The 24,686-nt window shown below is 60.2% G+C and carries 21 protein-coding genes and 4 pseudogenes; 21 read left to right on the top strand and 4 right to left on the bottom strand.

Translation table 11 applies throughout. The annotated features are described in order from the left end of the window. Positions 1 to 129 precede the first annotated feature (129 nt). Both CIT26_RS26150 and CIT26_RS26145 read left to right on the top strand, forming a co-directional pair. The gene (locus CIT26_RS26150) at positions 130 to 807 is read left to right on the top strand and encodes an abortive infection family protein (RefSeq protein WP_095495234.1); all 678 of its coding nucleotides are present in this window, start codon (positions 130 to 132) and stop codon (positions 805 to 807) included. Further along, positions 804 to 2,243: a Shedu immune nuclease family protein gene (locus tag CIT26_RS26145; protein ID WP_167391540.1), complete on the top strand. Its 1,440-nt coding sequence runs from the start codon at positions 804 to 806 to the stop codon at positions 2,241 to 2,243. The genes CIT26_RS26150 and CIT26_RS26145 overlap by 4 nt, the downstream gene beginning before the upstream one ends. A gap of 607 nt (positions 2,244 to 2,850) precedes the next feature. Here the strand turns inward: CIT26_RS26145 and CIT26_RS26140 are convergent. From CIT26_RS26140 to CIT26_RS38550, 3 pseudogenes are all read right to left on the bottom strand, one after another. Next, a pseudogene (locus tag CIT26_RS26140) lies at positions 2,851 to 4,238 on the bottom strand (ISNCY family transposase); the annotation flags it as partial. Positions 4,239 to 4,567: 329 nt separating this feature from the next. Continuing rightward, a pseudogene (locus tag CIT26_RS26135) lies at positions 4,568 to 4,776 on the bottom strand (cold-shock protein). Between the two features lie 665 nt (positions 4,777 to 5,441). Next, a pseudogene (locus CIT26_RS38550) lies at positions 5,442 to 5,904 on the bottom strand (transposase). On the opposite strand from CIT26_RS38550, the gene CIT26_RS36805 reads away from it, so the two are divergent. The 15 genes and pseudogenes from CIT26_RS36805 to CIT26_RS37150 all read left to right on the top strand — a co-directional run bounded on the left by CIT26_RS36805 (position 5,833) and on the right by CIT26_RS37150 (position 19,131). After that, the gene (locus tag CIT26_RS36805) at positions 5,833 to 6,147 is read left to right on the top strand and encodes a hypothetical protein (protein ID WP_167391539.1); all 315 of its coding nucleotides are present in this window, start codon (positions 5,833 to 5,835) and stop codon (positions 6,145 to 6,147) included. The pseudogene CIT26_RS38550 and the gene CIT26_RS36805 sit on opposite strands and share 72 nt — an antisense overlap. A 374-nt stretch (positions 6,148 to 6,521) precedes the next feature. Further along, positions 6,522 to 6,614 (top strand): annotated as a pseudogene (locus CIT26_RS37940) (RNA polymerase sigma factor); the annotation flags it as partial. A 279-nt stretch (positions 6,615 to 6,893) separates the two neighbouring features. Further along, the gene (locus CIT26_RS26110; RefSeq protein ID WP_095495231.1) at positions 6,894 to 8,924 is read left to right on the top strand and encodes a conjugal transfer protein TraG; all 2,031 of its coding nucleotides are present in this window, start codon (positions 6,894 to 6,896) and stop codon (positions 8,922 to 8,924) included. Between the two features lie 114 nt (positions 8,925 to 9,038). Further along, the gene (locus CIT26_RS26105; RefSeq protein WP_095495230.1) at positions 9,039 to 9,452 is read left to right on the top strand and encodes a CopG family transcriptional regulator; all 414 of its coding nucleotides are present in this window, start codon (positions 9,039 to 9,041) and stop codon (positions 9,450 to 9,452) included. Then, positions 9,449 to 10,417: a P-type conjugative transfer ATPase TrbB gene (trbB, locus tag CIT26_RS26100; RefSeq protein ID WP_095495229.1), complete on the top strand. Its 969-nt coding sequence runs from the start codon at positions 9,449 to 9,451 to the stop codon at positions 10,415 to 10,417. The genes CIT26_RS26105 and trbB overlap by 4 nt, the downstream gene beginning before the upstream one ends. Positions 10,418 to 10,429: 12 nt before the next feature. Next, complete coding sequence (locus CIT26_RS26095; protein WP_095495228.1) at positions 10,430 to 10,738, top strand: TrbC/VirB2 family type IV secretion system protein; 309 nt, start codon at positions 10,430 to 10,432, stop codon at positions 10,736 to 10,738. After that, positions 10,738 to 11,010: a VirB3 family type IV secretion system protein gene (locus tag CIT26_RS26090; RefSeq protein WP_095495227.1), complete on the top strand. Its 273-nt coding sequence runs from the start codon at positions 10,738 to 10,740 to the stop codon at positions 11,008 to 11,010. Before CIT26_RS26095 ends, CIT26_RS26090 begins: the two co-directional genes overlap by 1 nt. Further along, positions 11,004 to 13,454, top strand: coding sequence for a conjugal transfer protein TrbE (trbE, locus tag CIT26_RS26085; protein WP_095495226.1), 2,451 nt, complete (start codon positions 11,004 to 11,006; stop codon positions 13,452 to 13,454). The genes CIT26_RS26090 and trbE overlap by 7 nt, the downstream gene beginning before the upstream one ends. Continuing rightward, a complete protein-coding gene (trbJ, locus tag CIT26_RS26080; RefSeq protein WP_095495225.1) occupies positions 13,451 to 14,176 on the top strand; it encodes a P-type conjugative transfer protein TrbJ in 726 nt (241 codons plus the stop codon). The genes trbE and trbJ overlap by 4 nt, the downstream gene beginning before the upstream one ends. Before the next feature lie 33 nt (positions 14,177 to 14,209). After that, complete coding sequence (gene trbL / locus CIT26_RS26075; RefSeq protein WP_095495224.1) at positions 14,210 to 15,532, top strand: P-type conjugative transfer protein TrbL; 1,323 nt, start codon at positions 14,210 to 14,212, stop codon at positions 15,530 to 15,532. After that, positions 15,533 to 16,264: a conjugal transfer protein TrbF gene (trbF, locus tag CIT26_RS26070; RefSeq protein ID WP_095495223.1), complete on the top strand. Its 732-nt coding sequence runs from the start codon at positions 15,533 to 15,535 to the stop codon at positions 16,262 to 16,264. After that, positions 16,254 to 17,279, top strand: coding sequence for a P-type conjugative transfer protein TrbG (trbG, locus tag CIT26_RS26065; protein ID WP_095495222.1), 1,026 nt, complete (start codon positions 16,254 to 16,256; stop codon positions 17,277 to 17,279). Before trbF ends, trbG begins: the two co-directional genes overlap by 11 nt. Positions 17,280 to 17,293: 14 nt before the next feature. Then, complete coding sequence (locus CIT26_RS26060) at positions 17,294 to 18,508, top strand: TraB/TrbI/VirB10 family type IV secretion system protein (RefSeq protein WP_095495221.1); 1,215 nt, start codon at positions 17,294 to 17,296, stop codon at positions 18,506 to 18,508. Positions 18,509 to 18,520: 12 nt separating this feature from the next. Beyond that, positions 18,521 to 18,793 (top strand): DUF2274 domain-containing protein, encoded by a 273-nt coding sequence (locus tag CIT26_RS26055; RefSeq protein ID WP_095495220.1) that lies wholly within the window; start codon positions 18,521 to 18,523, stop codon positions 18,791 to 18,793. A gap of 29 nt (positions 18,794 to 18,822) precedes the next feature. Next, complete coding sequence (locus CIT26_RS37150) at positions 18,823 to 19,131, top strand: hypothetical protein (RefSeq protein ID WP_206072816.1); 309 nt, start codon at positions 18,823 to 18,825, stop codon at positions 19,129 to 19,131. A gap of 378 nt (positions 19,132 to 19,509) precedes the next feature. On the opposite strand, the gene CIT26_RS26045 is transcribed toward CIT26_RS37150, so the two are convergent. Then, positions 19,510 to 19,692: a hypothetical protein gene (locus CIT26_RS26045; protein ID WP_095495219.1), complete on the bottom strand. Its 183-nt coding sequence runs from the start codon at positions 19,690 to 19,692 to the stop codon at positions 19,510 to 19,512. Positions 19,693 to 20,218: 526 nt separating this feature from the next. Here CIT26_RS26045 and CIT26_RS38920 point away from each other — a divergent pair. The 4 genes from CIT26_RS38920 to CIT26_RS26025 all read left to right on the top strand — a co-directional run bounded on the left by CIT26_RS38920 (position 20,219) and on the right by CIT26_RS26025 (position 23,812). Then, on the top strand, positions 20,219 to 20,332 hold the full coding sequence (locus tag CIT26_RS38920) for a twin-arginine translocation signal domain-containing protein (protein ID WP_425350379.1): 114 nt from the start codon (positions 20,219 to 20,221) through the stop codon (positions 20,330 to 20,332). 377 nt (positions 20,333 to 20,709) lie between these two features. Further along, positions 20,710 to 22,149 (top strand): SMODS domain-containing nucleotidyltransferase, encoded by a 1,440-nt coding sequence (locus CIT26_RS26035; RefSeq protein ID WP_095495218.1) that lies wholly within the window; start codon positions 20,710 to 20,712, stop codon positions 22,147 to 22,149. A 20-nt stretch (positions 22,150 to 22,169) separates the two neighbouring features. After that, on the top strand, positions 22,170 to 22,940 hold the full coding sequence (locus tag CIT26_RS26030) for a hypothetical protein (protein WP_095495217.1): 771 nt from the start codon (positions 22,170 to 22,172) through the stop codon (positions 22,938 to 22,940). An 8-nt stretch (positions 22,941 to 22,948) separates the two neighbouring features. After that, the gene (locus CIT26_RS26025) at positions 22,949 to 23,812 is read left to right on the top strand and encodes a CBASS oligonucleotide cyclase (RefSeq protein ID WP_095495216.1); all 864 of its coding nucleotides are present in this window, start codon (positions 22,949 to 22,951) and stop codon (positions 23,810 to 23,812) included. Positions 23,813 to 24,686 lie beyond the last annotated feature (874 nt).

The following is a 24,686-nucleotide window of genomic DNA, read 5'->3' as shown; positions in this document are numbered from 1 at the left end:
AGGGCTGGCGGCTGGAAGCCCTGTTCAAACGCTTCGGTGTACCCTTCGACGTGAAAGCCGAGAGCAGGGTGCCGGCCACCAAGACAGCGATCCGTTGGGCCATTTTTCATCGATACTGGCAACGGAGAGGTGCTCAAGCGGATCATCGAAAGCGCCGCAGATCCCCGCGACTTCATCAAGGAGCCGGAGCGGCACGCTGCCGTAGTCGATTACCTCAACGAGCACCTTTTCTACGACGGCTTGAAGCTCGAGTCGGCGGACCGCACTATGCGACTGGTCGAGGTTCTTGTGACCGCGCCGGTGACCGGCGAGCTGTCGGACATGGCCGCCGGTATCGACTTCGACACCGTGAGCCGGGATCTAGATCGAGCTCTTCGTGCGGCCGCCGACGACCCGGAGATCGCGGTCACTGCAGCCTGCGCTGTTGTTGAGAGCGTGTGCCGGTCCATCTTGGTCGAGTTGGAGATCTACTTCCCTGCGAAGCAGGACATCACGAGCCTTTACCGGGCGGTGCGGGATCCACTGGGCCTCAACCCTACAAGAGAACGTGCGGCGCCCGAGATCGTGAACGACGTGAAGGCTGTGCTCTCAGGTTTGGTGACGTCCGTCGAGAGCATCGGCTCGCTGCGTACACACGTCGGTGGCGCCCATGGCAAAGAGAAGGGCTTCCGTCGTATCGACGCCCGCATCGCCAAGGTGGCCATCCACTCGGCATCAGCGATAGCACTCTTAATCATCGAGATATGGCAGATAAGACATCCTGGTCGAAAGCTGCCCCTGCGAGAAAAGCCGAAGGAACCGTCATGAGTATCGGACCCATCATCCCGAAGCTGGGTCCGGATCGAGCGGACGAGGGCCTTCGCATCGCGTACCATCCGCTCGACTTTGGTGATTACAAACTTGAGCTGCAGCTGACGGGCGACGGATTGGAGAGGGCAATGAAGGCGAACTCGGACTTCGAGGTGCCGACTGAGCCGATTATCCTCGCTCGGTACAAGAAGTCGACTAGGACTCTGACGACTTATCCGGTCGGCACCACCTTCGGCGCCTATTTCTTGGAGCCCAAGTACCTACACCTCAAGACCCTCATTTTGGAGGGTGTGGTCTCACCGATGGTAGCGATGGAGGATGGGGACTACCTCTACTACGAGGAGCTGCCCAACGGCATCATCCGCGAGCCACTCGCGGGCTTCGGGCTGGCTTTTGATATGCGGTTCATTGTCGAGTCAGCCGAGCGGCAGTCCGGCGTAACGACGTTGCGGTTTTCGGAAGACAAAGGCGTGTCGCGCAAGGGCGACACGCTTTCGATGTCGTACTCACTCTTCAAAAGATTGCGCCGCGACATTAACCGCACCCACAGGCGGTCCCTCGACTTGGCGAACAAGGCCAAGCGTGAATACCTAGACGCCACGCTCAACCTGATGCTCGATCCGGAGTTCGAGCTGCCGATCGGCGACGGGACTGCGAAGCCGGTGGCTGACATCCTTGCCGAGACGCTGATCGGCAGATCTCGATCGGCGGAAGCAGAGGCAAAGGCTGCGGCCCGCACCGTGAAGAAGTCGGTCAAGACGCTCGCGGAGAAAGAACCGGCTGAGCTCCTGGACCTACGTCGCGAGATCGAATTGGTGTCCCTTGAGGAGCTGATTGAGCTGTTCGAGAAGAAGCTCGGTCAGGCGGGTCTACAAGAGCGTCATTGGCAGGAATTCTTTAACGGCAATGCTTTCGTCCTGCAGTTAGCTTTCAACTTACCGGCTTTGGCCTTCGGCGACCAAGTCGCGGTTGGAGGCACCAAGTTCGACGGTTCCGGCGGCAAGCTGGCTGATTACGCGATCAAGCTCGGTCTGTTCGGCAACTTGGCGTTGATCGAGATCAAGACGCCGAAGACAACGTTGCTGGAGAGAAAAACGTATCGAGGCGGTGTGCACGCGCCGTCGCAGGAGTTAGTGGGCGCCGTCACCCAGATACTCGACCAGCGCCATCAACTGCAGAACGAGATTAATAGCAAGAAGGTCGCGTCGAAGGCATACGATGTCTTCACCTACGCCGTGCCCTGCATCGTGATCGCCGGCTGCGAACCCGCCACGGACGACGAGAAGAAAAGCTTCGAGCTTTATCGGAACAACCTGCGCGACGTAATCGTCATCACGTTCCATGAGCTACTGGCCAAGTTGAAGGCGCTGCACGCGTTCCTGAGCAAGCCACCGAGTACGGTTGCCCCTGCAACGGACACGTTGACGCGATAGCGTCAGGAGCGGCTTCGCCAACGCTCGGCCTGGTGTTGGTTGGGGATAACCAACGACCGCCTATGGTCATGTCACTACGATGCCCACACCGACCTGAATGTCTTCAACAAAAGAGCTGCATCTGGAAGCTGCCAGTCCGCTAACGGCCCCAACCGAGACCTCCAATGCCACGCTGCTGATCGCTGTTTCCCTTGGGGCGCGAAACTAGCTTCCAAGGTCGGGTAGCAAAGCCGGCTTCGATGTTCACGCTCTGTGCTTCGATGTTGCAACCAAGTTCGAATGTCGCGTTGCTGGCAAAGTAGAAATGTCGCATTGGGAAGTTTCAGAGGTAGGCGCCAGGTCAGGATTGCGGGGTGACGAGCATACTGGCTTCGCCGTGAGCGCCCGATCGGGCGTCAGCTGGTCGGGGTTGCGCAGCCCGATCGGGGGCGATCCAGTATGGCACTTCGGCTTTACTAGCTTTGAGAGCGGCCACTTACGGGCGAGCTTCGTTGGCCGGTGTCGGTTGCGGGGTGATCCGATATTCGTCCAGCATCGCGACGACATCTGCAATGCGAAGCTTGTCGCTCTCCGTCAGCCTCAGATCGACCTTGACGGGCGAACTATCCTCTGGGGCGGCCACCTTTGTAGATGCCTGCTCACGTCGAGTGACGGAGCCAGCTTGCCTGCCTGGTTTGCGGTCGCGCTTCACATAGCCGTTGCTCTGGGCGCCGTCCGGAATGCCGAACATGTGGTCGGTCTGACCGGCGCGTCGCGGCGCGCGTTGGCTGCGCTTTAGATCCCGGCCAACCTGCATCTGAGCAACCATCTCCAAGGCAGCGTCGAGCCGCTTGTTCTCGACGATTGCCGACCGGTGAACCGAACGCAGCTCATCGAAGACCTTGTAGGGCAGAGCGATGCCCTCATGAATGATCTCGAGACGTCCGTCCGGATAATCGCAGACAACCACCTTTTTGCGGGCAAGCTTCTTCGCCGTGTCGGTCGGATGGAGAATGAACATCACCTTGTCGTAGCGCAGCGTCAAAGCCTGCGTCAGCGTGCGGACCTCCTTGCGACACAGGGCGCCGTCCAGGTTCTCATGATCGGCGAGGGGACGGTGCATGTCCTTCGGGTTGCGGGGCTCCTTGCCGAAGCGTGCGTTGAAGTCCGCCATGAAATCCGGCGCAAAGGCATTCGCCGCCTCGATCGTGCTGATGTCGCGCAGGCGCAACTCCTTCACAAGCCGGTCCTGCAGCGTCTGGTTGGCGCGCTCGACGCGACCCTTTGCCTGCGGGGAGTTGGCGCAGATGATGTCGATGTTGAGCTCGTAGAGCGCCCGGCCGAACTGCGTCAGACCGCTGCTTCGATCCAGTTCAGAGCCATGCGTTGTCCGGAAGATGCCATGCTTGTCGCTATAGAAGGCCAGCGGCTTGCCCCATTCTTGCAAGTAAACCTTGGCCGCATGGAAGTAGTCGAACGTGTTCTCCGACCCGGCAAAGCGCAGATGCAGCAACCTGCCGGTCGCATCATCGATGAAGACGAGCAGGGCGCATTTGGGACCCCGGTTCTCGAACTACCAGTGATGCGAGCCGTCGATCTGCACCATCTCGCCGAGACAGTCGCGTCGTCCGCGCGGCTGGTGCAGCCGGCGCTTGCGCTCACGGCGCAATGTCCAAATCCCGGCCTCCGTCATCCACTTGCGCAGCGTCTCCTTGCTCACCGCAAGCTGATGTCGCTCAAGCAGTTTCTCCCGCGCAAGCGTCGGACCGAAGTCGACGTAGTTCTCCCGGATAAGTTCCAATGCAAAGTCGCGGACGCCATCAAGGATGCGGTTGTTGGACGGTCGTCCGCGGGCCTTGTGCCGTAGAGCTGGCGCGCCTTCGAGTTGCAGCCTCTTGAGTAGCCGCTGCACCTGCCTGGCAGTGAGGCCGAGCAATCCGGCAGCCGCCGAACTCGTTATCCTTCGCTCAACGACCTTCGACAAACCTCGATACGATGCAGCTCGCGCTCGCTCATCAGAACCAGTCCCAACCCACAATCTCCCGCACTCTCCAAGGCGAGAAGATTGGCAAGGCACAAGCAGGAGCGACATTCCTACTTTGCCAGATCCGGACATTTTAACTTAGCTGCTACACTTCGAAAGTCGCATAAGAGTGCAGTGTGGAATTGCGCATACCGGCCAGGTTGGTAAGGCTTGGAGGTCACTGCGGCAGTGCCGGTCATGGCTCGGCTGTGAGAACCGAATCGCAGCCGGGGGTTGGCGCCGGCCAGAATACTCAGCCACCTACCGGCGCGGAGGGTGATTTTGCAAAGGCCGGCTCCAAAATGAGCGGCCTTTGAGCAACTTAGATCGCCTTGAGATTGCCAGCAGACGATTTTCCAGTGCGCCGGTCCTCCTCGACCTCATAGCTGACCTTTTGGCCATCGGCGAGGCTCCTCAACCCGGCACGTTCAACGGCAGATATATGGACGAAAACGTCCGTACCGCCGGAGTCGGGCTGGATGAACCCAAAGCCTTTTGTCGCATTAACCACTTCACCGTACCTGTAGCCACGCGCCTATTCCTTATCTTGGCAAGGCGGGCAATCTTCGCCCGCGCGGAGGCAATCTAGCCATCGCCCTGAACACGTCAATGACGATTGTCTTCCCCAACCTCTCGCCTCTGCCTTCCACCTCTCGGCCGTAAGCTGAGGCAGAATTATCAGGAGCTCGAAACGAAGCGGGCGGTTTTTGTTTCGCCATCCTCTCTTTGGGAATAGGAAATTGGATGGCCGAGCAGCCCGCAGGAAACGATGTGAAGCCGCACCGTCTTGAGCTTTCTGTAATTAACTCAGGGACGAATGATCGAGAAGGTGCCATATGGCATCGAGCGGACGCTTACGGACCAGGTCGGGAAGATCGTCTTAGGGGCGATGTCCTACGACAAGCAGCACTTCACGACCTACTGAGGCTCCGGGACGCACCCACCAACTATGCCAGCTATGAGGAGATGAGCAGGCCATTCTCGGCATCGATCCGGTGCAAGAACCGGAGCGCGCCCAGAAAGCGGCGCGAAGCCATCTCGATCGGGGAAAATGGATGGTGACGACCGGTTACAGGAATTGTTTGCCGGATGAAGGAGAACGGGAGGCAGTCGCCGTTCGCTGTGCCGAAAAGGAAGGTCGCCTTGGAGCTTAGTTCAGTCGCCCTTCGGGCTTGTTGGCCACGGCGGCGAAGGGCTCAAGCAAGGCCGAGCTTTTTCCTGAGTTCGGCGTTCTCTTTCCGGAGTCGGTCAGCGAGGAGCTTCTTCAGACGGGCATTCTCTTCTTCAAGCTTCACCAGATCCTTGAGCTCATCGCTCTGTGTTGTGTCTGCCCTGCAGTCTTCTTCCAGTGATAGTAGGTCTGTTCCGATATTCCAGCTTTCTGGACGGCTGCCTTGATACTCTCTCCCCGTCCGATCTGCTTCTCGATCTCGCCGAGCTTTTGGGCGCGCTCTTTCTCCGCGCTGTCCGGACTGTAGGCGAAGGGATCGCTTTAGATGAAGACGCCTGTGGGGCCGAGTTGGCGGCTCTGGTTCGTACAGCACCTGCGCGCTGTGCGGTCCGCTTCCTCGTCTTCGGCGCCTTTATATGAGGTGTCTGTTCCTTCACGGGCACCTCGCCTGCTGCCTGGGTTGCCTCGCTTTCCTTGAGGTCGGCCATCAGAAACTCCCTGCGATTTCAAACATCTATTCTAGCACGCAGCATCAAGAACTTACGGACTTTGTCAACTACGGCCACAAAACCGTGCTCCTCAATGTTGCCGTCGGACGCGTGAACATGATGGCCAGCGTACTGCCCCTGCGGCTGCAAATTGGAGTTGCCTTCTTTATTGTTGTGTGCGTGCGCCGAAAATGGCTGCGGCGAGGCGACCTGAATGGCCGCGCAATCCGCAACACACAGTAGCGGCCGTCCCTCACTGTCGTTCGTCTCGCTCGCTTCCATCTCGGCATGGCCCCTCGCAACGTCATCGTGAGAGGCCAAACTCCCAAAACGGCGCAGCCGAGAACCGACCACCAAATCCGCTCCCGAAAAACTGTGCGGGATTTAGCGGAACCGCTGTCCGCGAGTTTCTGAATTACTGTCCGGGATTTCGCGAAAAAGCTGTCCGGGAATTTCTGAAACATGCAGCAAAGTGGAGCGCGCGAGTGGCGCGTGCAGAACATGGAAAAGCAGATCTGCAAGAGCCGAAAGACAAGGGCCCTGGCCGGCGCCGTGGGCCTGCGCGAGCTGACCGGGCTCGGGCCCGCGAGGCTGGTGCCGGGCCTGCGCCAAACGCTTTTGGGGGCGACGCCTCGCTGCCGACTTGGCTGTCGCGCATCATCATCAACGAGGCGCTTGGTCGGCTGCGCAAGGGCAAGCGGACCAATGGCGATGCCCGAAATCCGGAAGGACAAATCGTAGTTTTCGTCGCCCATGTCATCGAGGCACTGAGTATCGAAGATCCGCTGTCTGAACCCAGCTCGCTACACTTCCAATGGCACTAGCGCATGGCGAAGCCCCGCCTCCTGTTCCGGAGAGAGCTTTCTCAACGGCCGGCGAACGGTGTTTCCAATCAATCCTCTCATCGCACCATGTCGTACATAGCGCGCATTCCTATTGCGGCCTCGCGGCGCGATGCTTGAGCCCCTACAGAACAGCGGAGAAAGCCAATGACGCCCACGAAGCTGCTGGTTGGGCAGATCACCGTCGTCTTCGCCGTGGTCGTTCTCGGCGTATGGGCGGCAACACAATGGTGCGCCCACATGCTGGCCCATCAGCCTCCACTCGGCGCGCCATGGTTTCTTGTTGTCGGTTGGCCGATATACAAGCCTTGGAAACTGTTCGAATGGTGGTTCCAATTCGACGCCTATGCGCCGGAGGCCTTCGACAAGGCCGGTATGCTTGCAGGCGCCAGTGGGTTCGTGGGCTGTGCCGCCGCGATCGCCGGTTCGATCTGGCGCGCGCGGCAGCGCGGACTGGTCACCACCTATGGGTCCTCCCGATGGGCCGCGACACGGGAGATCGACAAGGCAGGGCTGTTTCGGCCGGCTGGCGTTTTTCTTGGCAAACTGAACGATCGCTATCTGCGCCATGACGGACCGGAGCACGTCATGGCCTTCGCGCCGACACGTTCGGGCAAGGGCGTCGGACTCGTTGTTCCGACGCTTCTTGCCTGGACCGATTCGGCCGTCATTCACGACATCAAAGGCGAGAACTGGCAGCTAACCTCCGGCTGGCGGTCCAAGTTCTCGTACTGCCTTCTGTTCAATCCGACTGATCCAAGGTCGGCGCGGTATAATCCTCTACTGGAAGTGCGCAAGGGACCGAACGAGGTCCGCGACGTCCAGAACATCGCCGATATCCTCGTCGATCCTGAAGGTGCGTTGGAGCGGCGGAGCCATTGGGAGAAGACCAGTCATTCACTTCTGGTCGGCGCCATCTTGCACGTGCTGTACGCCGAAGAGGAAAAGACGCTGGCCCGTGTCGCCACCTTCCTGTCGGACCCGCAGCGCTCGTTTGCCGCGACACTCCGACGGATGATGACGACCAACCACCTTGGCACTGCGAATAGGCCTGAGGTCCATCCCGTCGTAGCATCGGCGGCCCGTGAGGTGCTCAACAAGTCGGAGAACGAGCGTTCGGGCGTTCTCTCGACCGCCATGTCGTTTCTCGGACTCTATCGCGATCCAACCGTGGCCGCGGCAACATCGGCCTGCGACTGGCGCATTTCCGATCTGATGGATGCCGAGCGACCGCTGTCGCTCTATCTGGTCGTGCCGCCATCCGACATCTCGCGCACAAAGCCGCTGGTGCGACTGGTGCTTAATCAGATCGGCAGGCGGCTGACGGAGCGGCTGGAGGGCGACCCAAAGAAGAGCCGTAAGCATCAACTGCTCATGATGCTAGACGAATTCCCGGCGCTCGGGCGTCTCGATTTTTTCGAGACGGCGCTCGCCTTCATGGCCGGATACGGCATCCGCGCCTATCTGATCGCGCAATCGTTGAACCAGATCTCTAAAGCTTATGGCGAGAACAACGCCATTCTCGACAATTGCCATGTGCGGATTGCCTTTTCCTCCAATGACGAGCGCACCGCCAAGCGTATCTCGGACGCGCTCGGCACGGCGACGGAACTCAGATCCATGCGCAACTATGCCGGCCATCGGCTGGCGCCCTGGCTTTCGCACGTCATGGTGAGCCGCCAGGAAACCGCACGTCCGCTGCTGACGCCGGGCGAGGTGATGCAGTTGCCGCAGGAAGACGAACTGGTACTGGTTTCGGGGTTGCCGCCTATCCGCGCGAAGAAACTGCGCTACTACCAGGATCAGAATTTCACCGAACGGGTGCTGCCTTCGCCGGCCCTACGCGAGGGTTCCTACGCGGACTGCCCTGCGTCGCGCCCGGACGATTGGGTCGGACAGATACGCAGCGTCGACCGCCGTCTTGCCGCCGACGACGAAAGCGCTGGTGCCGCAATCGAAGACGACGGAGGCGTTCAGCAGCAGCGTCATCCAGGTCTGCCCGAAGAACACAGCTTCGTTGCCCAAGAGCCTGATGAGAGCGATCTGCTCAACCCCGCTGACGATGATAGCGAGGCGGCTGCCGATAAACGCGTGATGGATCGGATTTCCATCGCGGCGCGCGCCTATGGCATCAACGAGGGAATGGGCGACGACAAGGACGTCGTGCCCGGCTTCTGAGCTCCGCTGCGTAGGCGCATTTCAGCGTAGATAACGGCCGTAAGCGATTTCGGGCGCCTCGGCGATGCTTGTTCCCGCCCGGCGCAGCAGCGCCGGCTAGTTGGAACGAGCCGCATGAAGCCACACCGCATTCGTCATCAGTTTCTGCTTGAACCCGAATTGAGCGAGAAGCTGGACAACCTCAGCCGCAATCCATCGACCACCAAATCCGCTGTCGTGGCGAAGGCGGTCGAGGCCTTTATCGAGCGGCGAGGCGAGAACGAGCTCGACCGGCGCTACGGCAAAAGGCTCGACCGTCTTTCCCGCGACCTCGGACATGTCAGGCGCGATGTCGAGATGATCCTGGAAAGCCTGGCGCTCTTCATCCGCTTTTCCATCACGCTTCATGCTCACACGCCGGTCCCGGACAAGGCGACGCAGGCGATTGCGCAGGAGCGCTTCGACAAATTCGTCGAGCAGGTCGGCCGGCAGATCGCTTCCGGGAAACGCTCGCTTGGTGGCGACAATGTCGGTGGAGGGAAACAATGAGTTCTCATCCGGAAGCCGACCATCGCCGCCGTGCCATGCTGCGCACTGCCATGGGGCCGGCGATCACCGAAGCCCTTGCCGAACCATCCGTCATCGAGGTGATGGTCAATCCCGACGGTGCGCTGCGGCTCGACCGGCTGGGCGAGGGCCGAGTCAATACCGGCGTGCATATGCACCCTTCCGAAGCGGAACGCATCATCCGCCTGGTCGCCTCCCATGTGCGGGTCGAGGCGCATGCGGACAATCCGATTGTCAGTGCCGAACTGCCGTCGGGCGAGCGCTTCGAGGGTCTGCTGCCGCCGGTCGTGCTCGCGCCATGCTTTGCCATCCGTAAACCAGCGGCAAAGCTCTACTCGCTGGACGACTATGTCGCGGACCGGATCATGCTGCCGCTGCAGGTCGATGCGCTCAAGAGGGCAGTCCGCGAGCGGCGCAACATCGTGGTCGCCGGCGGCACGTCTTCGGGCAAGACAACGCTGGCCAATGCGCTGCTGGCGGAGGTCGCAGAATGCGACGAGCGGGTGATCCTCATCGAGGACACGCGCGAGCTGCAATGCGCGGCGAAGGACTGCGTTGCCTTGAGGACGAGGCGCGGATCCGTCACGCTCGCCGATCTCGTGCGCTCAACGCTGCGGCTCAGGCCCGACCGCATCATCGTCGGTGAAGTAAGAGGTGCGGAAGCCCTCGACTTGCTGAAGGCATGGAACACCGGGCACCCCGGCGGCATCGCCACGGTTCACGCCAATTCTGCGCGCTCCGCCCTCTACCGTATCGAGCAGCTCGCACAGGAAGCAGTCGTCACCGTTCCCCGCCGCCTCATCGCCGATGCCGTCGACCTGATAGTCTTCATCGCCGGCCGTGGATCCTCGCGCCGCATTGAGGCGATCGCCGAGGTCGCCGGCCTCGACGGCAGCGGCGACTACGCAGTCACTCAACTCACGCTCCCGCAACTTCAGCAACTTTGAAAGGTCACTTCCATGCGCAAGAAGCTTCGCTTTCTTCCGTCAGCCGCGCTCGTGCTTCTTCTCACAGCCCAGGCTCATGCGGCTGGCTCCGGCATGCCGTGGGAACAGCCGCTGCAGCAGATCCTGGAGTCGGTGCAGGGACCGGTCGCCAAGATCATCGCGGTGATCATCATCATCACCACCGGTCTGACGCTTGCCTTCGGTGACACGGCAGGCGGCTTCCGCAGGCTGATCCAGATCGTCTTCGGCCTGTCGATCGCCTTCGCGGCATCGAGCTTCTTCCTCTCCTTCTTCTCCTTCGGCGGCGGAGCGCTCGTCTGATGGCGAGCGGAGAGCAGCATATCGAGGGCTTTGAAGTCCCCGTTCACCGGGCCCTGACCGAACCGATCCTGCTGGGCGGTGCGCCGCGAGCGGTGGCGATCCTCAATGGCACGGTGGCCGCCGCCATCGGCCTTGGCTTGCAGCAGTGGATTGCCGGGCTAGTGCTCTGGATCGCGGGACACACGCTCGCGGTCTTTGCCGCAAGACGCGATCCGGACTTCGCCGGCGTGCTTGTCCGTCATCTTCGTCAGAAGGGTTGGTTTAGATGCTGAACCTTTCAGAATACCGCAGCAAAGCCGACAAGCTTGCCGACCAACTGCCCTGGGCCGCATTGGTCGCGCCCGGCATCGTGCTCAACAAGGACGGCAGCTTTCAGCGGACCTTCCGGTTCTGTGGGCCCGATCTCGAAAGCGCGACGGAAGCTGAACTTGTCGGCATCTGTGCGCGGGCGAACAATGCGCTGAGAAGGCTCGGCTCCGGCTGGGCATTGTTCTTTGAGGCCGAGCGCATCGAAGCGCTGGACTATCCGAGCTCGCATTTTCCCGATGCAGCGTCATGGCTGGTCGACGAAGAACGGCGCGCGGCGTTCGAGGGCAAGGTCGCGCACTTCGAGAGCCGTCATCACCTGACCTTGCTGTTCATGCCGCCGCCGGATGGCCAGGCGCGTGCGGAAAGCGCGCTGGTCGATGCGCATCGTTCCGACGGCGAGAGAGACTGGCGCCAGGAGCTGGCGCGGTTCCGTGACGAGACCGACCGTGTCCTGGACCTCCTGTCGGGCTTCATGCCCGAAGTGCGCGCACTCGAAGATGCAGAGACGCTGACTTATCTCCACGGGACGATCTCGACCCGCCGCCAGCCAGTGGCCGTGCCGGAAACACCGATGTATCTCGACGGCGTCCTGGTCGATGCGGCGCTTACCGGTGGCTTGGAGCCGATGCTGGGCGACCAACATCTGCGCACGCTCACAATCCTCGGTTTCCCGAACGTCACGCGGCCCGGAATCCTCGATGCACTCAATCATCAGGAGTTCGCCTATCGCTGGATGACGCGCTTCATTCCGCTCGATAAGACCGAAGCCACAAGGACACTGACGCGCTTGCGGCGGCAGTGGTTTGCCAAGCGCAAATCGATTGCGGCCATCCTGCGCGAGGTCGTGACCAATGAACCCGTCCCACTCCTTGACAGCGATGCCGATAACAAGGCACTCGATGCCGACGCAGCACTTCAAGCGTTGGGCGGCGATCACGTCGGCTTCGGCTACCTCACCACAACCGTGACGGTGTGGGACGAGGACTACCAAGCCGCCGCGGAAAAACTTCGCGCGGTCGAACGCATCGTCAACGGACTCGGCTTCACCACAATCCGTGAAAGCACCAATGCGGTCGAGGCGTGGCTCGGCTCGTTGCCCGGTCATGTCTATGGCAACATTCGCCAGCCGCTCGTTCACACGCTGAACCTTGCCCATCTCATGCCGCTGTCGTCGGTGTGGGCCGGCCCGGCGGCGAACGAGCATCTCGCCAAGGTCACCCGGCGAGAGGCCCCGCCGCTTCTGTTTGCCCAGGCCAGCGGGTCGACACCGTTCCGGCTTTCCACCCATGTCGACGATGTCGGCCATATGTTGGCCGTTGGCCCAACCGGTGCCGGCAAATCGGTTCTGCTTGCCCTGATTGCTTTGCAGTTCCGACGCTATGCCGGCGCGCAGGTCTATATCTTCGACAAAGGCAATTCGGCGCGCGCAGCAACACTCGCCATGGGTGGAGAGCACCACGCGCTGGGCGCCGACAGGACGTCTGCCTTTCAGCCACTGCGCAACATCAACAACCAGGTTATCCGCACCTGGGCGGCAGAATGGATCACCGGCCTCATTGCCCATGAAAACGTCACCGTTACGCCGGAGGTGAAGGAGGCGATCTGGTCGGCACTGACCAGCCTTGCCACCGCGCCGGCGCAGGAACGTACGCTGACCGGCCTGTCGATCCTGCTTCAGTCCAATGAACTGAAGTCTGCATTGATGCCCTACACGCTGGACGGCCCCTTCGGTCGGCTGCTCGATGCCGATGATGATCGGCTGGCTCTGTCGGATGTGCAGTGTTTCGAGACCGAGGAGCTGATGCATCAAGAAGGTGCCGTTCTGCCGGTGCTCTCCTATCTGTTCCACCGGCTCGAGGAGCGCTTCGACGGCCGGCCGACGCTGCTCATGCTCGATGAGGCGTGGGTGTATCTCGACAACCCGCTCTTTGCCGCCCGCATCCGCGAATGGCTGAAGGTGCTGCGAAAGAGGAACGTGTCGGTTGTCTTCGCGACGCAGTCGCTTGCCGACATTGCTGGCTCTTCGATCGCGCCGGCGATCATCGAGAGCTGCCCACAGCGCATTTTTCTTCCCAATGATCGTGCCGTGGAACCGCAGGCGCGGGCAGCCTACGAGCGCTTCGGCCTGAACGAGCGGCAGATCGAACTGATCGCCCGTGCCACGCCGAAGCGCCACTACTATCTGCAGTCCCGCCGCGGCAACCGTCTTTTCGAACTCGGGCTTGGCCCCATCGCTCTGGCGCTGTGCGGCACCTCCGATCCGGCCACGCAGACCTTGATCGACACCATCCTGTCCGAGCACGGGCAGGACAGCTTCGCCTCCCGTTTCCTGAGCGCGCGCGGCCTCGATTGGGCCGCCGAGCTTCTCCGGCAGTTCCATCAACCAAACAAGGAGCAATCGTCATGATGCGGCGCCGCCTTCTCACCAGCCTGATCACCGTTTCCCTGATCGCCAAACCGATGGCCGACTACATCCAGCCGGCCTCCGCTCTGATCGTGTTCGATCCGTCGAACTATGCGCAGAACGTGCTGACAGCGGCACGCTCGCTGGAGCAGATCAACAACCAAATCCAGTCGCTGCAAAACCAGGCGACCATGCTGCAGAACATGGCGCGCAACCTTCAGCGTCTGGACTTTTCCTCGGTTGGTCAACTCACCGGCGCGCTCCGTCGCGTCAACGGGCTGATGGAGCAGGCGAGCGGGCTGAGCTTTGATCTCGACCAGCTTCAAGACCAGTGGCGCAAGCAATATCCGGAAAGCTACGACGCCGCGATCAAGGTCAGCGATGTGGCGAGCGCCGCGCGCGAGCGCTGGCATAGCGCGATGCAGGCATTCCGCCAGACCATGGGCGTCCAGTCGCAGATTGTCGAGAACGTCCGTGCCGATGGCGACCTGCTTGCCGATCTCGTCAACCGCAGCCAGGGCGCGGCCGGTTCGCTTCAGGCAAGCCAGGCCACCAACCAGCTGATCGCCCTCTCCACCAAGCAGCAGATGCAGATCCAGACGCTGCTGGCGACGCAGTTTCGGGCTGAGGCTGAGGATGCGGCGCGCAAGGCGCAGTCCGAGGAAGCCGCCCGCGAGACAACGCGCCGCTTCCTTGGCTCCGGCACGGCCTATTCCGGCAACTGACCAAGCATCTCTTCGAACGAGGAAGGCGGCGGCATGAACGACCTCGGCGTCATCGATCGCTTCATGGAGACCTTCATCCGCTATATTGATAGCGGGTTCGGTCTGCTTTCGGGCGACGTCGCCTTCCTCACCACGATCCTGATCGGCATCGACATCACACTGGCAGGCCTGGCCTGGGCGCTCGGCGGCGAACCCAATGTTCTAGGGCGGCTCATCCGGAAGGTGCTCTATGTCGGCGTCTTTGCCTTCATCCTGAACAATTTCAAGAATCTCGCCGACATCATCTACCGCTCCTTTGCCGGTCTCGGCATTAATGCCTCATCAGGCACTCTCTCCCCGGACAATCTCCTGCGCCCCGGCCGCATTGCCGCGACTGGCTTCGAGAGCGCCTGGCCGCTGCTCGATCAGGCAAGCCAGCTTCTTGGCTTCCCTGAGTTCTTCGGCAACGCGCTCACCATCTTCGTGCTGCTTGTGGCCTGGTTCCTGGTCATCATCGCCTTCTTCATTCTTTCCATCCAGCTCTTCATCACCATCCTGGAGTTCAAGCTCACGACGTTGGCCGGTTTCATTCTGGTGCCTTTCGCACTCTGGAATCGGTCGGCCTTTCTTGCCGAGCGCGTGCTCGGCAATGTGATCTCATCGGGCATCAAGGTCATGGTCCTCGCCGTCATCGTCGGCATCGGCTCCACGCTCTTCGGCGAGTTCGCTTCCGCGCTGCAAGGCAAGGAGCCGGATCTGGCCGCCGCCATGGCACAGGTGCTTGGCGCGCTGGCCCTGCTTGGGCTTGGCATCTTCGGGCCGGGGATCGCCTCGGGTCTTGTCTCTGGTGCACCGCAGCTTGGCGCGGGCTCCGCGCTCGGAACTACCGCGGCCGCCGCCGGTGCATCGCTCGTTGCCGGAGGCGCGGCGTTTGCCGGCGCGCGGATGGCAACCGGCGGCAGTCTCGCCGCAGTCCGCGCCGGCACAACCATGGGATCGGCTGCTTCCACGGCTTGGCAGATCGGACGTGCAACCTCGCCCGACTCCGGCTTGTCCGGCGTAGCTGCTGGAATGCACGGTGTCACAAATGCCGTCGCCGGCGCCGCGATAGGCAGAGCGCGATCAGCTGCCGAACCTGTCAGGCGCAGCGCCGATGCCGGCCGTGAGGCCGCCTGGACTGCGACCGGCGGTACGCCGACCGCGTCAATGACCGGAAGTCCTGCCGCTGCGACCTCCGACACTGCGCCGACCTGGGCGAGGCGCCTTCGCTCCGAACAGACCGCGCGAGCCCATCGTCACACCGCGATGCAAGCCCTCCGTGAGGGCGATCGGCCGGGCGGCAGCGCCAATCCCTCCCTCAACGATAAGGACGACTAGATGCTCTTCAAGCGACCCGTTCAGCGTTACGGGAAGACACCCGAACCCGTCACACCGTATCAAAAGGCCGGTCAGCTCTGGGATGAGCGTATCGGCTCCGCCTGCGTTCAAGCCAGGAACTGGCGGCTTATGGCCTTCGGCAGCCTAGCACTGGCGATCGGGCTTTCCGGCGGGCTGATGTGGCAATCGACGCAAAGCCGCGTCGTTCCCTACGTCGTCGAGGTTGACCGGTTCGGCGAAGCACGCGCCGTCGCGCCGGCGATCCAGGACTATGAACCGTCGGATGCACAGATCGCCTGGCATCTCGGCCGCTTTATTTCGAGTGTTCGCGCCATCTCCACCGATCCGGTGCTGGTGCGCCAGAATTGGCTTTCAGCCTACGACTTCGCGACCGACCGTGCCGCTCTTTTCCTCAATGAATACGCAAAGGCGAACGACCCGTTCGGAAAGATCGGTACGCGCAGCGTTTCGGTGCAGGTCACCAGTGTCGTGAGAGCCTCCGACAGCTCCTTTCAGGTCAAGTGGTCCGAACAGGTCTATGAGCGCGACAGCCTCGCCAGCACCAGTCGCTGGACCGCGATCCTTACAGTGGTGATCCGCCCGCCAAGCAATTCAGACCAGCTGCGCCGAAATCCCCTCGGCGTCTTCATCAATGCCATCGACTGGTCGCGCGAACTCGACAGTGCCCCGCCGACATCCGTTTCCCCGAAGGAGCCCGACAATGAAGAATAAAGTGTCATCGGTCTGTGCCGCGCTGATCCTGTCGACCTCGGCAGCGGTCCTCTGCGCCTGTGCCTCGAAGGTACCGCCACCTGAGATTTCCTATGACGCTGCTGACTTCAAACCGGCAGCGATTGAGAAGGCGCCGGAAAAACCGGTCAGGGTCGTCGAGGTGCCAAAACCCCTGCCGCTACCCGGCCAGCTGCAGCCCGAACCGGTCAAAGTCGTCGCAGACAAGCGCTCCCCTGAAGAACGCGTCGCAGATGCCAACAAGGCGGCGACGCAGCAACCCACAAGGTATGGCTATGTCAACGCGGTACAGGTCTATCCCTACACGGAAGGCGCACTTTACCAGCTCTACGCAGCACCCGAGCGCGTCGTCGACATCGCCCTGCAACCAGGCGAGAAACTCTCATCTGTGTCGGCCGGCGATACAGTGCGCTGGGTGATTGGCGACACTGTCAGTGGTTCCGGCGACAACCAGCGAACCCATGTGCTGGTGAAGCCCTTCGCACCGGGGCTCAGCACCAATCTGGTCATCAGCACCGACCGGCGGACCTATCATTTGCAGCTTCAAAGCACGGAAAAGACGGCTATGGCGGCGATTTCCTGGACCTACAGCGAGGACCAGATCATCGCGCTTCGCCGGCGCAACGCTCAGGCCGAGGCAGCCATGCCGGTGGCGTCGAATGTGGCGCTCGAGAATATTCGCTTCCGCTATTCGATTACCGGCGACGCGCCGCCTTGGAGGCCGACGCGTGCCTTCGACGATGGCCGCAACGTTTATATCGAATTTCCGCGCCGCATCGATCAGGGCGAGGCGCCGCCGCTCTTCGTCGTTGGAGCTGACGGGGACAGCCAGCTCGTCAATTACCGCATGCGCGGCAACTATTACATCGTCGATCGCCTCTTTGCCGCGGCCGAACTGCGGCTCGGCACCAAGCAGCAGCAGGTGGTCCGCATCACGAGGACTGACGGCCGGCAACCGCCCCGGCGGATAGCACTTTTTGCGCGTTCCGGCAGGTGAGGGGGGAAGCGCTCATGACCGATACTTCCCACTCCAATGCTCCGCCAAAACTCGATCCCGAACAGCTGCAGTTACGGGCCTCACCCCGTCGTGCGGTGCGGTTCAAGCGCGGTGTGATCATCGCGATTGCTGCACTCGGATCCAGCGCCATATTCGGCGTCACCATGCTGGCGTTGCAGGGACCGGCACTGCGCATCAAAGAGCAGGCGGAAGAGCTTTACAACACCGAGCGTAAGCCAACCGCAGAGGGACTTGAAACGCTTCCAAGAGACTATTCCGGCATCAAGCCGAACGCGCCTGTGCTCGGCCCGCCATTACCAGGCGATCTGGGCCGGCCGATCCTCGAACGCCAGCGCCAACTCGGCATCGCGCCGGGGCACGAGATTTCCGACCAGGAACAGCGCCTTGCTCAGCAGGCGATTGAGGCACGTGAATCGAAAGTCTTTTTTTCGATCGAGAATCGACCCCGGCAGATAGACGTGGCCGGCAGTGGGCAGGATGTGCAGAGGCCATTTGAGCCGCTTCCGCAATCCGATGCCGCACGCGCCTCGGCTTCCGTTGCCCCGGCCGAGGGCGACCAGAACAATCAGCAGCGCAAGCTCGATTTTATCAGCCAGCGGAACACAAGCGGGATCTACAATCCGCATTCCTTGCAGACGCCGGCTTCGCCGTATCAGCTGATGGCCGGCAGCGTGATCGCAGCAAGCCTCATCACCGGCATCAATTCCGACTTGCCCGGCCTCGTCGTCGCACAGGTCACCGAGAACGTGCATGACACAGTCACCGGTGGAATCCTGCTGATCCCACAGGGGTCTCGCCTGATCGGCACCTATGACAGTGTTGTCGCCTTTGGACAAAGGCGCGCGCTGCTGGTCTGGCAACGCATTCTGCTGCCCGACGGCTCCTCCATCGAGATCGACAATCTGCCCGCGACCGACATCGCTGGCTATGCTGGCCTTGAGGACAAGGTGGATTTCCACACCTGGCAGCTGATCAAGGGCGTTGCATTAGCCACATTGCTTGGCGTCGGCACGGAATTGAGCCTCGGGGAAGACGAAAGCGATCTGATGAAGGCAATCCGCGAATCCGCCCAGCAGAACGTCAGTCGGGCCGGCCAGCACATCACCGAAAAGAACCTCAATATTCAACCCACCATCACCGTCCGCCCCGGTTGGCCGTTGCGCGTCGTCGTACACAAGGATCTCGTGCTGCGGCCGTACCCGAGTTGAACAGGAGTAGTCATGGCCAACCTGAAACTCGGGAAGCTCCCCGACCGGACGCCTTCCAAGATCACCATCACAGTTAGCGCGGACCTGAGCCAAGCGCTCCAGGACTATGCGGCGCTTTACCGTCAGACCTATGGCGAGTCGGAAACGGTGGCTGAACTTATCCCATTCATGCTGGCGGGGTTTCTGGAAGGCGACCGAGCGTTTGCCAAGGCCCGGAAAGAAGGCCTGCCGCCTGCCGGCATCTCGGAGAGATCGCGACGCCTGCAGGGTTCAGGTTCTGAGTAGGTGAAGCAGAAGGTTGGTCAAGCCAAACCATGGCGCGCTCCGCCGAATTTCTCAGGCCTCAACCATCGCCCGCGGAGCTAGAACGGATTCTGGCTGTCGCGGCCTATTTGGTCGTTCGTCACGGCGAAGCCTATACGCCGACCTTCGAACGGTTGGAGCACGAGCTTGAGGAGGCGCGGCGGCGACTCGGAAACCGAGACCGCGCTCGGCCCGTGCTGGCCGAACTGATGCAGAATGGCGGGCACGTAGGTGCGAATGCAATTGCAAAGCTGCAATATGCGCTCCAAGCTTCCATTGACAGCGGCATGATGGCCAACCCGGCCTCTTGTACAACGTGACAGCTGTCCGGCACCGATGAATTGCAAGGCATCAAACTTGCAACCGCACAAATCAAAAAGTTGTAGCCACACAGCGTGGCATCAGCCCCGTTCAGGCGGGGTGGACGCAATCCTTTGAAGCCACTGGCGCTTCTGCGCCAGGACGGTCCGGCGCCGTACTTCGGCCGGATCCATTTATGGCCCATCAAGGAGGCGATTACTTGCTCCGGCGCCTCAACTGCCGTTAGCCGATCCTCGAAGATGTGCCGCAGGCTATAGAGGGTATGCTCCGATGTCGGCAGCAGTTTCTTGTTGGTGAGCACCTTATTGACGAGGGCCGAAAGCGAGGCTGCCTTGTCACGATACGGCGGGAAGCCGTTCGGATGGAGCTTCATCGCTTCAAGCGCGCAGCCGACTATGCACCTGCGCATGCGGGATTTCGCGATCGAGGTGGATTGTTTCCGTGGCGAGGTTTGCCGCTTCAGAGAGCCTGAGTCCCGTGTCGGCGTTTAGATAGACAAGATGACGCGCCTCCTCGTTGAGCCCGTCCAGTGCGCCTTCTGCGAGGATCTCTCCCTGCACGAATTCGGCCGTGTACGCAGCGCGTTGAGCCGCAACGGCACCGGAAAGCCGTGACGATCATGCCGGGTACTGGCGTGTGCTGCGATGTGTAGGTGGTCACGCGGGCCTTGACGTCATTGCGATCGGGAGACCGAGACTTTCCATCGGCCTCACAGTTGCGTTGCGGTTGTGGCCTCGGAGTTCACAAGACCAATCGAGCACTGAGACGTTGGCCAAGAGGTAAGAGCTTCGTTCGGCCCTTTCCTTTGCTCTGCGGCATCTCCGAGGGGAACTGACAGGTTCGCCGCGATATTCTGCGGCTCGCACCCTGAGGGGCCTCACGCCGGTTTGACCACACTCGTGGGCCCCACGCCGATTTGACCATAAACCGAGATTAAACGGTACTGTGCACGAGGAAAGGAGAGAACGCCGATTTCCTGCGCTAATAGCAGGTTTTTTTCCGTAAAGCGCTTCAATGAGCTGATATTATTGAAATATGGCTTCGATATAGGCCACAGGGACACCCATCCGAGTGAGGAGCATCTCAATGTCGCAGGAACTCGACTATCTCAGCCGCCGTTTAGCTGCGGGTCGGCTGAGCCGACGTGAATTTCTCGGACGTGCGACGGCGCTCGGCGTTTCAGCGACGTTCGCAAATTAGATCCTCGCCAGCGCTGCGCGCGCGCAGGGGCCGGTCCGCGGCTGTGTCATCAGGGGCGGCCTTAGTAGTGCTGGGGCAGCCGACAGTCTCGATCCGCCGACGTCCTCGACGGTTATATCAAGGTCGTGGATATGATCAGGCGCTTACCCACCTGAAGGTCATTCTGCGACACCGCGCCATTTGACGATCTGACGATGGCGCTAAAGCTTGCCATCGACCGCGAGGAGATACTCAACAAGATCCTGCGTGGGTACGGTGGCTTCCCGCCTCTCCTCTTTTAGGGCAACCATCAGATGTAAGTGGACAACAAGCCCTCCGTTCTCGCCGTCGATTGAAATCTGCCCCGGGATGAAATAATTCGTTTAGCGGGGGGCAGTATGAAACTTGTAAGTGACTTCAAGGACTTTCTATCCGATACCGTCAATCTCAATCAAACCCGTATTACACTGCTTGAGGGCCGAGCGGAGACGATTAAGAGCTTCCTTCGAGCATCCGACTGGGAACCGACAATCTCCACTTTCATCGAGCAGGGTTCCTGGGCGCACGACACCATCATTCGCCCGGTGGACGGCGGAGAATTCGATGCCGATCTGCTCGTCAAGGTTCGGCCGGTAGATGGCTGGAGTGCCGCTCAATACGTGAAGGACCTTGGGCGCGTCTTCCTTGAAAGCGGACGATATTCCGACAACACAGTCGTCTACGATTACTGCGTCACGATCACCTATGCCGACGATTGTAAGATCGATGTCGCTCCGCTGGTGATGGACCGCGATTACCAGGGAACGCTCGAGGTCTGCGACAAGCGCAACGATAAGTTCGACGAATCGCAGCCCATCGAATACACGCGGTGGATGCGCGAGAAGAACGGGTACTCGGGGAACAACTCTTTTCGCAAGGCGACCCGGCTCATCAAGTATATCCGGGACATCAAGAAGCGTTTCAGTTGCCAGTCAGTTCTTCTAACGACGCTCATCGGTCACCGGATCGAGTGGTTCGATAAGGATTCGGACGCCTTCGCGGACACGCCAAGCGCGTTGCAGACAATCATGGGTAGGCTCGACGACTGGCTGCAAGCACGGCCGGACAAGCCGGTGGTCAGCAACCCTTCGCTCCCCACCGAGGACTTTGCCGATCTGTGGAACGACATCCAGTACGCGAACTTTCGAAATTTCGTGAACAGATACCGGAAATGGATCGATGAAGCGATCGATGCCGAGACCCGGTCCGACAGCATCGAGAAATGGCGCAAGGTCTTCGGCGACGAGTTTGCAAAGGGAGAGAACGTAAAGAAGGCAGAGGCTTCTGCGATGCATCAGGCGAGTGCGCTTCTTATGGAAGGGGCAGCCCATCTTGATAGCCTGGTCGACAACGTAATCGACTTTGGTATCAGCATCCTCCCGTCGTGGTTCCGGACGCCAGCCCACCTCCAAACCCCGCGTTGGCAGCCCGCCGAACACGTTTCCCGCAATGTCCAGGTCTTCGCCGAATATCGCGCGTCCCAGTTTTCCGGCAAGGGATATCCGATCAATTCAGGCGAGGCGTTGCCCCCGCGGGGCGGTCTCTGGCTCAACGTCCGTGTCAACAAGTTCCAGACCGTGCCGGCTGATTGCTACGTGCGATGGCGCATCACCAATACCGGGGCGGTGGCGATGGCCCTCAAGAAAGGGCGGGGCGGCTTCGAGAAGCCTACCGACGGTGACCGTCGGTGGGAAGCGCTCGAATACCGCGGCGTTCACATGGCGGAAGCATTCATCATTCGTGAAAGCGATGATCGGCTCGTTGGTTTCAGCGAGCCGTTCTACGTTTTGATCAAGTAGCTTGAGAGAGGGAGCTATTTATGCCCAAGGTAGATACGGTAGGTGACAACTACTACAAGCCGCTCGAGCAGGCCGAAGCTGTCGGAGCCGGACTGTTCTGGGTGGTCTCGATCCTCTCGATCGCGGCACTCTTCGTCGACAAGGCGACCTATCCGCTTGCCTACGACATCCTGCAGATCGTCTTCATCGTTTGCGTGCTGCTGTTCTTTTTTCAGGGGCAGATCCAGAAGCTCTATCTTTTTCCTCGCGCCGAGGACAAACGCCGGCAGGAATTGCTGTCGAACAGTTACAGCGTGGCGCTGACGCATGAAGAGACAGTCGGCTACTACAATAACGACCAGACAAACCCGTTGAAGCGCCTCGCGGCGTCGGTCATGGAAAGCGCGTTCTTCACGCGCGAGATCGTTCGGATGATGCTCGTCGGACAGCGAACGAAGACCGTCGGCTACCTCGTCATCTACCTCGTCGCCGTATTGAATCGCTCCACGAACCTCGAAGTTCTTGCTGTCGCGGCGCAGGCTGTCTTCAGCGAGGATATCATCGCGCGGTGGCTCCGGATGGAATGGCTCCGTATCCGCAGCGAGCAGGTTTTCGATAATCTAAACCGGCTGTTCACGGGTAAGCAGGCCTTCTCGCGACCTGCAGCTCAATCGCAGGCGATAGATTTGTTCTCGTTCTATGAGACGACCAAGTCCACGGCCGCGATCCTTCTCTCATCTAGGCTGTTTCACAAGCACAACGCGCGCCTGACGAGGGAATGGGAGCAGATTCGCGGTCGTCTCGGGATCTGAGGCGAACGATGGTCACAACCATATCTGAGGCCTTTCGCCAATTCAGGACCAACCTTGAAATCACAACTCTTCAGGAGAGCACCACAGCCACCCGTCAGCAGAACGTGCGGGACGCGGTCGCCGAAGACTTCGAAATCCTCGAATCCTTTCTGACCGGATCCTATCGCCGGAACACGATGATCGCACCCCTCACGACGGCAGACATCGACATCTTCATCGTGCTCGATCCGAAATACTACGCGGACCAAAACCAGCATGCACTGCTGTCATTTGTGATGAAGACACTCAGGAAGAGGTATCCTACGACACCAAAAATAAAGCCCGACGGCCAAGCGGTGACCATCACCTTCACGGATTTCAAGGTTGATGTCGTTCCGGGATTTTATCGAACTGGTGGTGGGTTTCTCATTCCCGACGCGAATTTGAAGAGATGGATTTCGACGGATCCGAAGAAGCACGTCGACTTGTGGTCTGCGTCCAACAAGGCTCACAACGGCTCACTGGTGCCACTGATCAAGATGCTGAAGTGCTGGAACCGCAGGAAGGGAGTTCTCTTCCGCTCCTTTCATCTGGAGGTTCTAGTGCGCCATGTTCTGAAGGACGTCACAATCACCGACTATCCGAGCGGTGCTCGATGGGTATTCGACAAGATGAGGGACAAGGTCTGGAAGAAAATAGCAGATCCCGCCGGCTACAGCGACGATGTCGCTTCATATCTCGCCAAATCCGAAGCCGATAGGATGATCGCCGCTCTCGATCAGGCATATCGGAGGGCCCTTACCGCGGAAAACTACGCGAACCAGGGTTATGCAAAGCTGGCGATCGACGAATGGCGGTTGATTTTCGCTGACTATTTCCCCGCATATGGATGAGGCGACGACACTCGGACAACAACAAAACGCGGAAGCACCGACCATCGCGCCGTGACGATAACAAATGGCCGGTCTGAACCAATCCGAGGCCATCCTCAAATTGGGTTTTGTCCCGACTTCAGCCTCGCTGAACCGACGACAGGTGTTGGGCAGTGACAGCAGGGGCGGAATGTCGACAAAGAGTTCACGTTTGCGGAATGTCCGCTTCAGAGCGGCGATTGCCGATAGCTCCGGCGTTCAGCAGGTTCGTCAAAATGTGCGGAGGCGCGAAATCGACGCAGCATTGTGGGGCAGGGAAGGGCGCATGTCTTGCCCCCAACAACGCCGTCGCAGGACAACTAGGCTACGCTTTCTACCGCCCGTCCGCTCTCTACCACCCGTCGCATGGCGATAGAGCCGGCGGCAGGGAAACTCGTAAGCCATCTATGAATTTAGATCGACGCGTCGAACATTGTGATCCAGCATGCGCGTGGGGTGTCGAGTGGGATTGTTGTGACCGCCAGCTGGGGGCCGTTAAGTGTGGGGTGAATCGAGTGACCACTTGTGATCTTCCATACAGCCGCTCGTCTACTCGACCTAGGGCTGTCGAGCATGAGCAAAGCCCGTCCTTGCCTTATGGTCTGAGAACTCCAGCTTCGACCTCGCCGAATGGCAGCTCGTAAATAATGCAGTCAAAAGTGTGCATACCGCGGCGGCGACCACATTGTTTCAGTCTTTTCAACAGCGTAAGAATCTGACGGTATTCTTGGCGGTACTCCTTGGCTAGGTGATAAAATTTGATCAATTAAAACAAATAGGTTATGGGCTTAATTGATGATTGAGTGGGAGTAGGGGCAAACGGCGGCAATAGCGTAGTTTCGGCGGCGATTTTCAC

It is taken from the genome of Mesorhizobium temperatum (assembly GCF_002284575.1).
Lineage (GTDB): Bacteria > Pseudomonadota > Alphaproteobacteria > Rhizobiales > Rhizobiaceae > Mesorhizobium > Mesorhizobium temperatum.
Note: the sequence above shows the minus strand (reverse complement) of the source record. Positions and strands in the feature narration are given on the sequence as shown.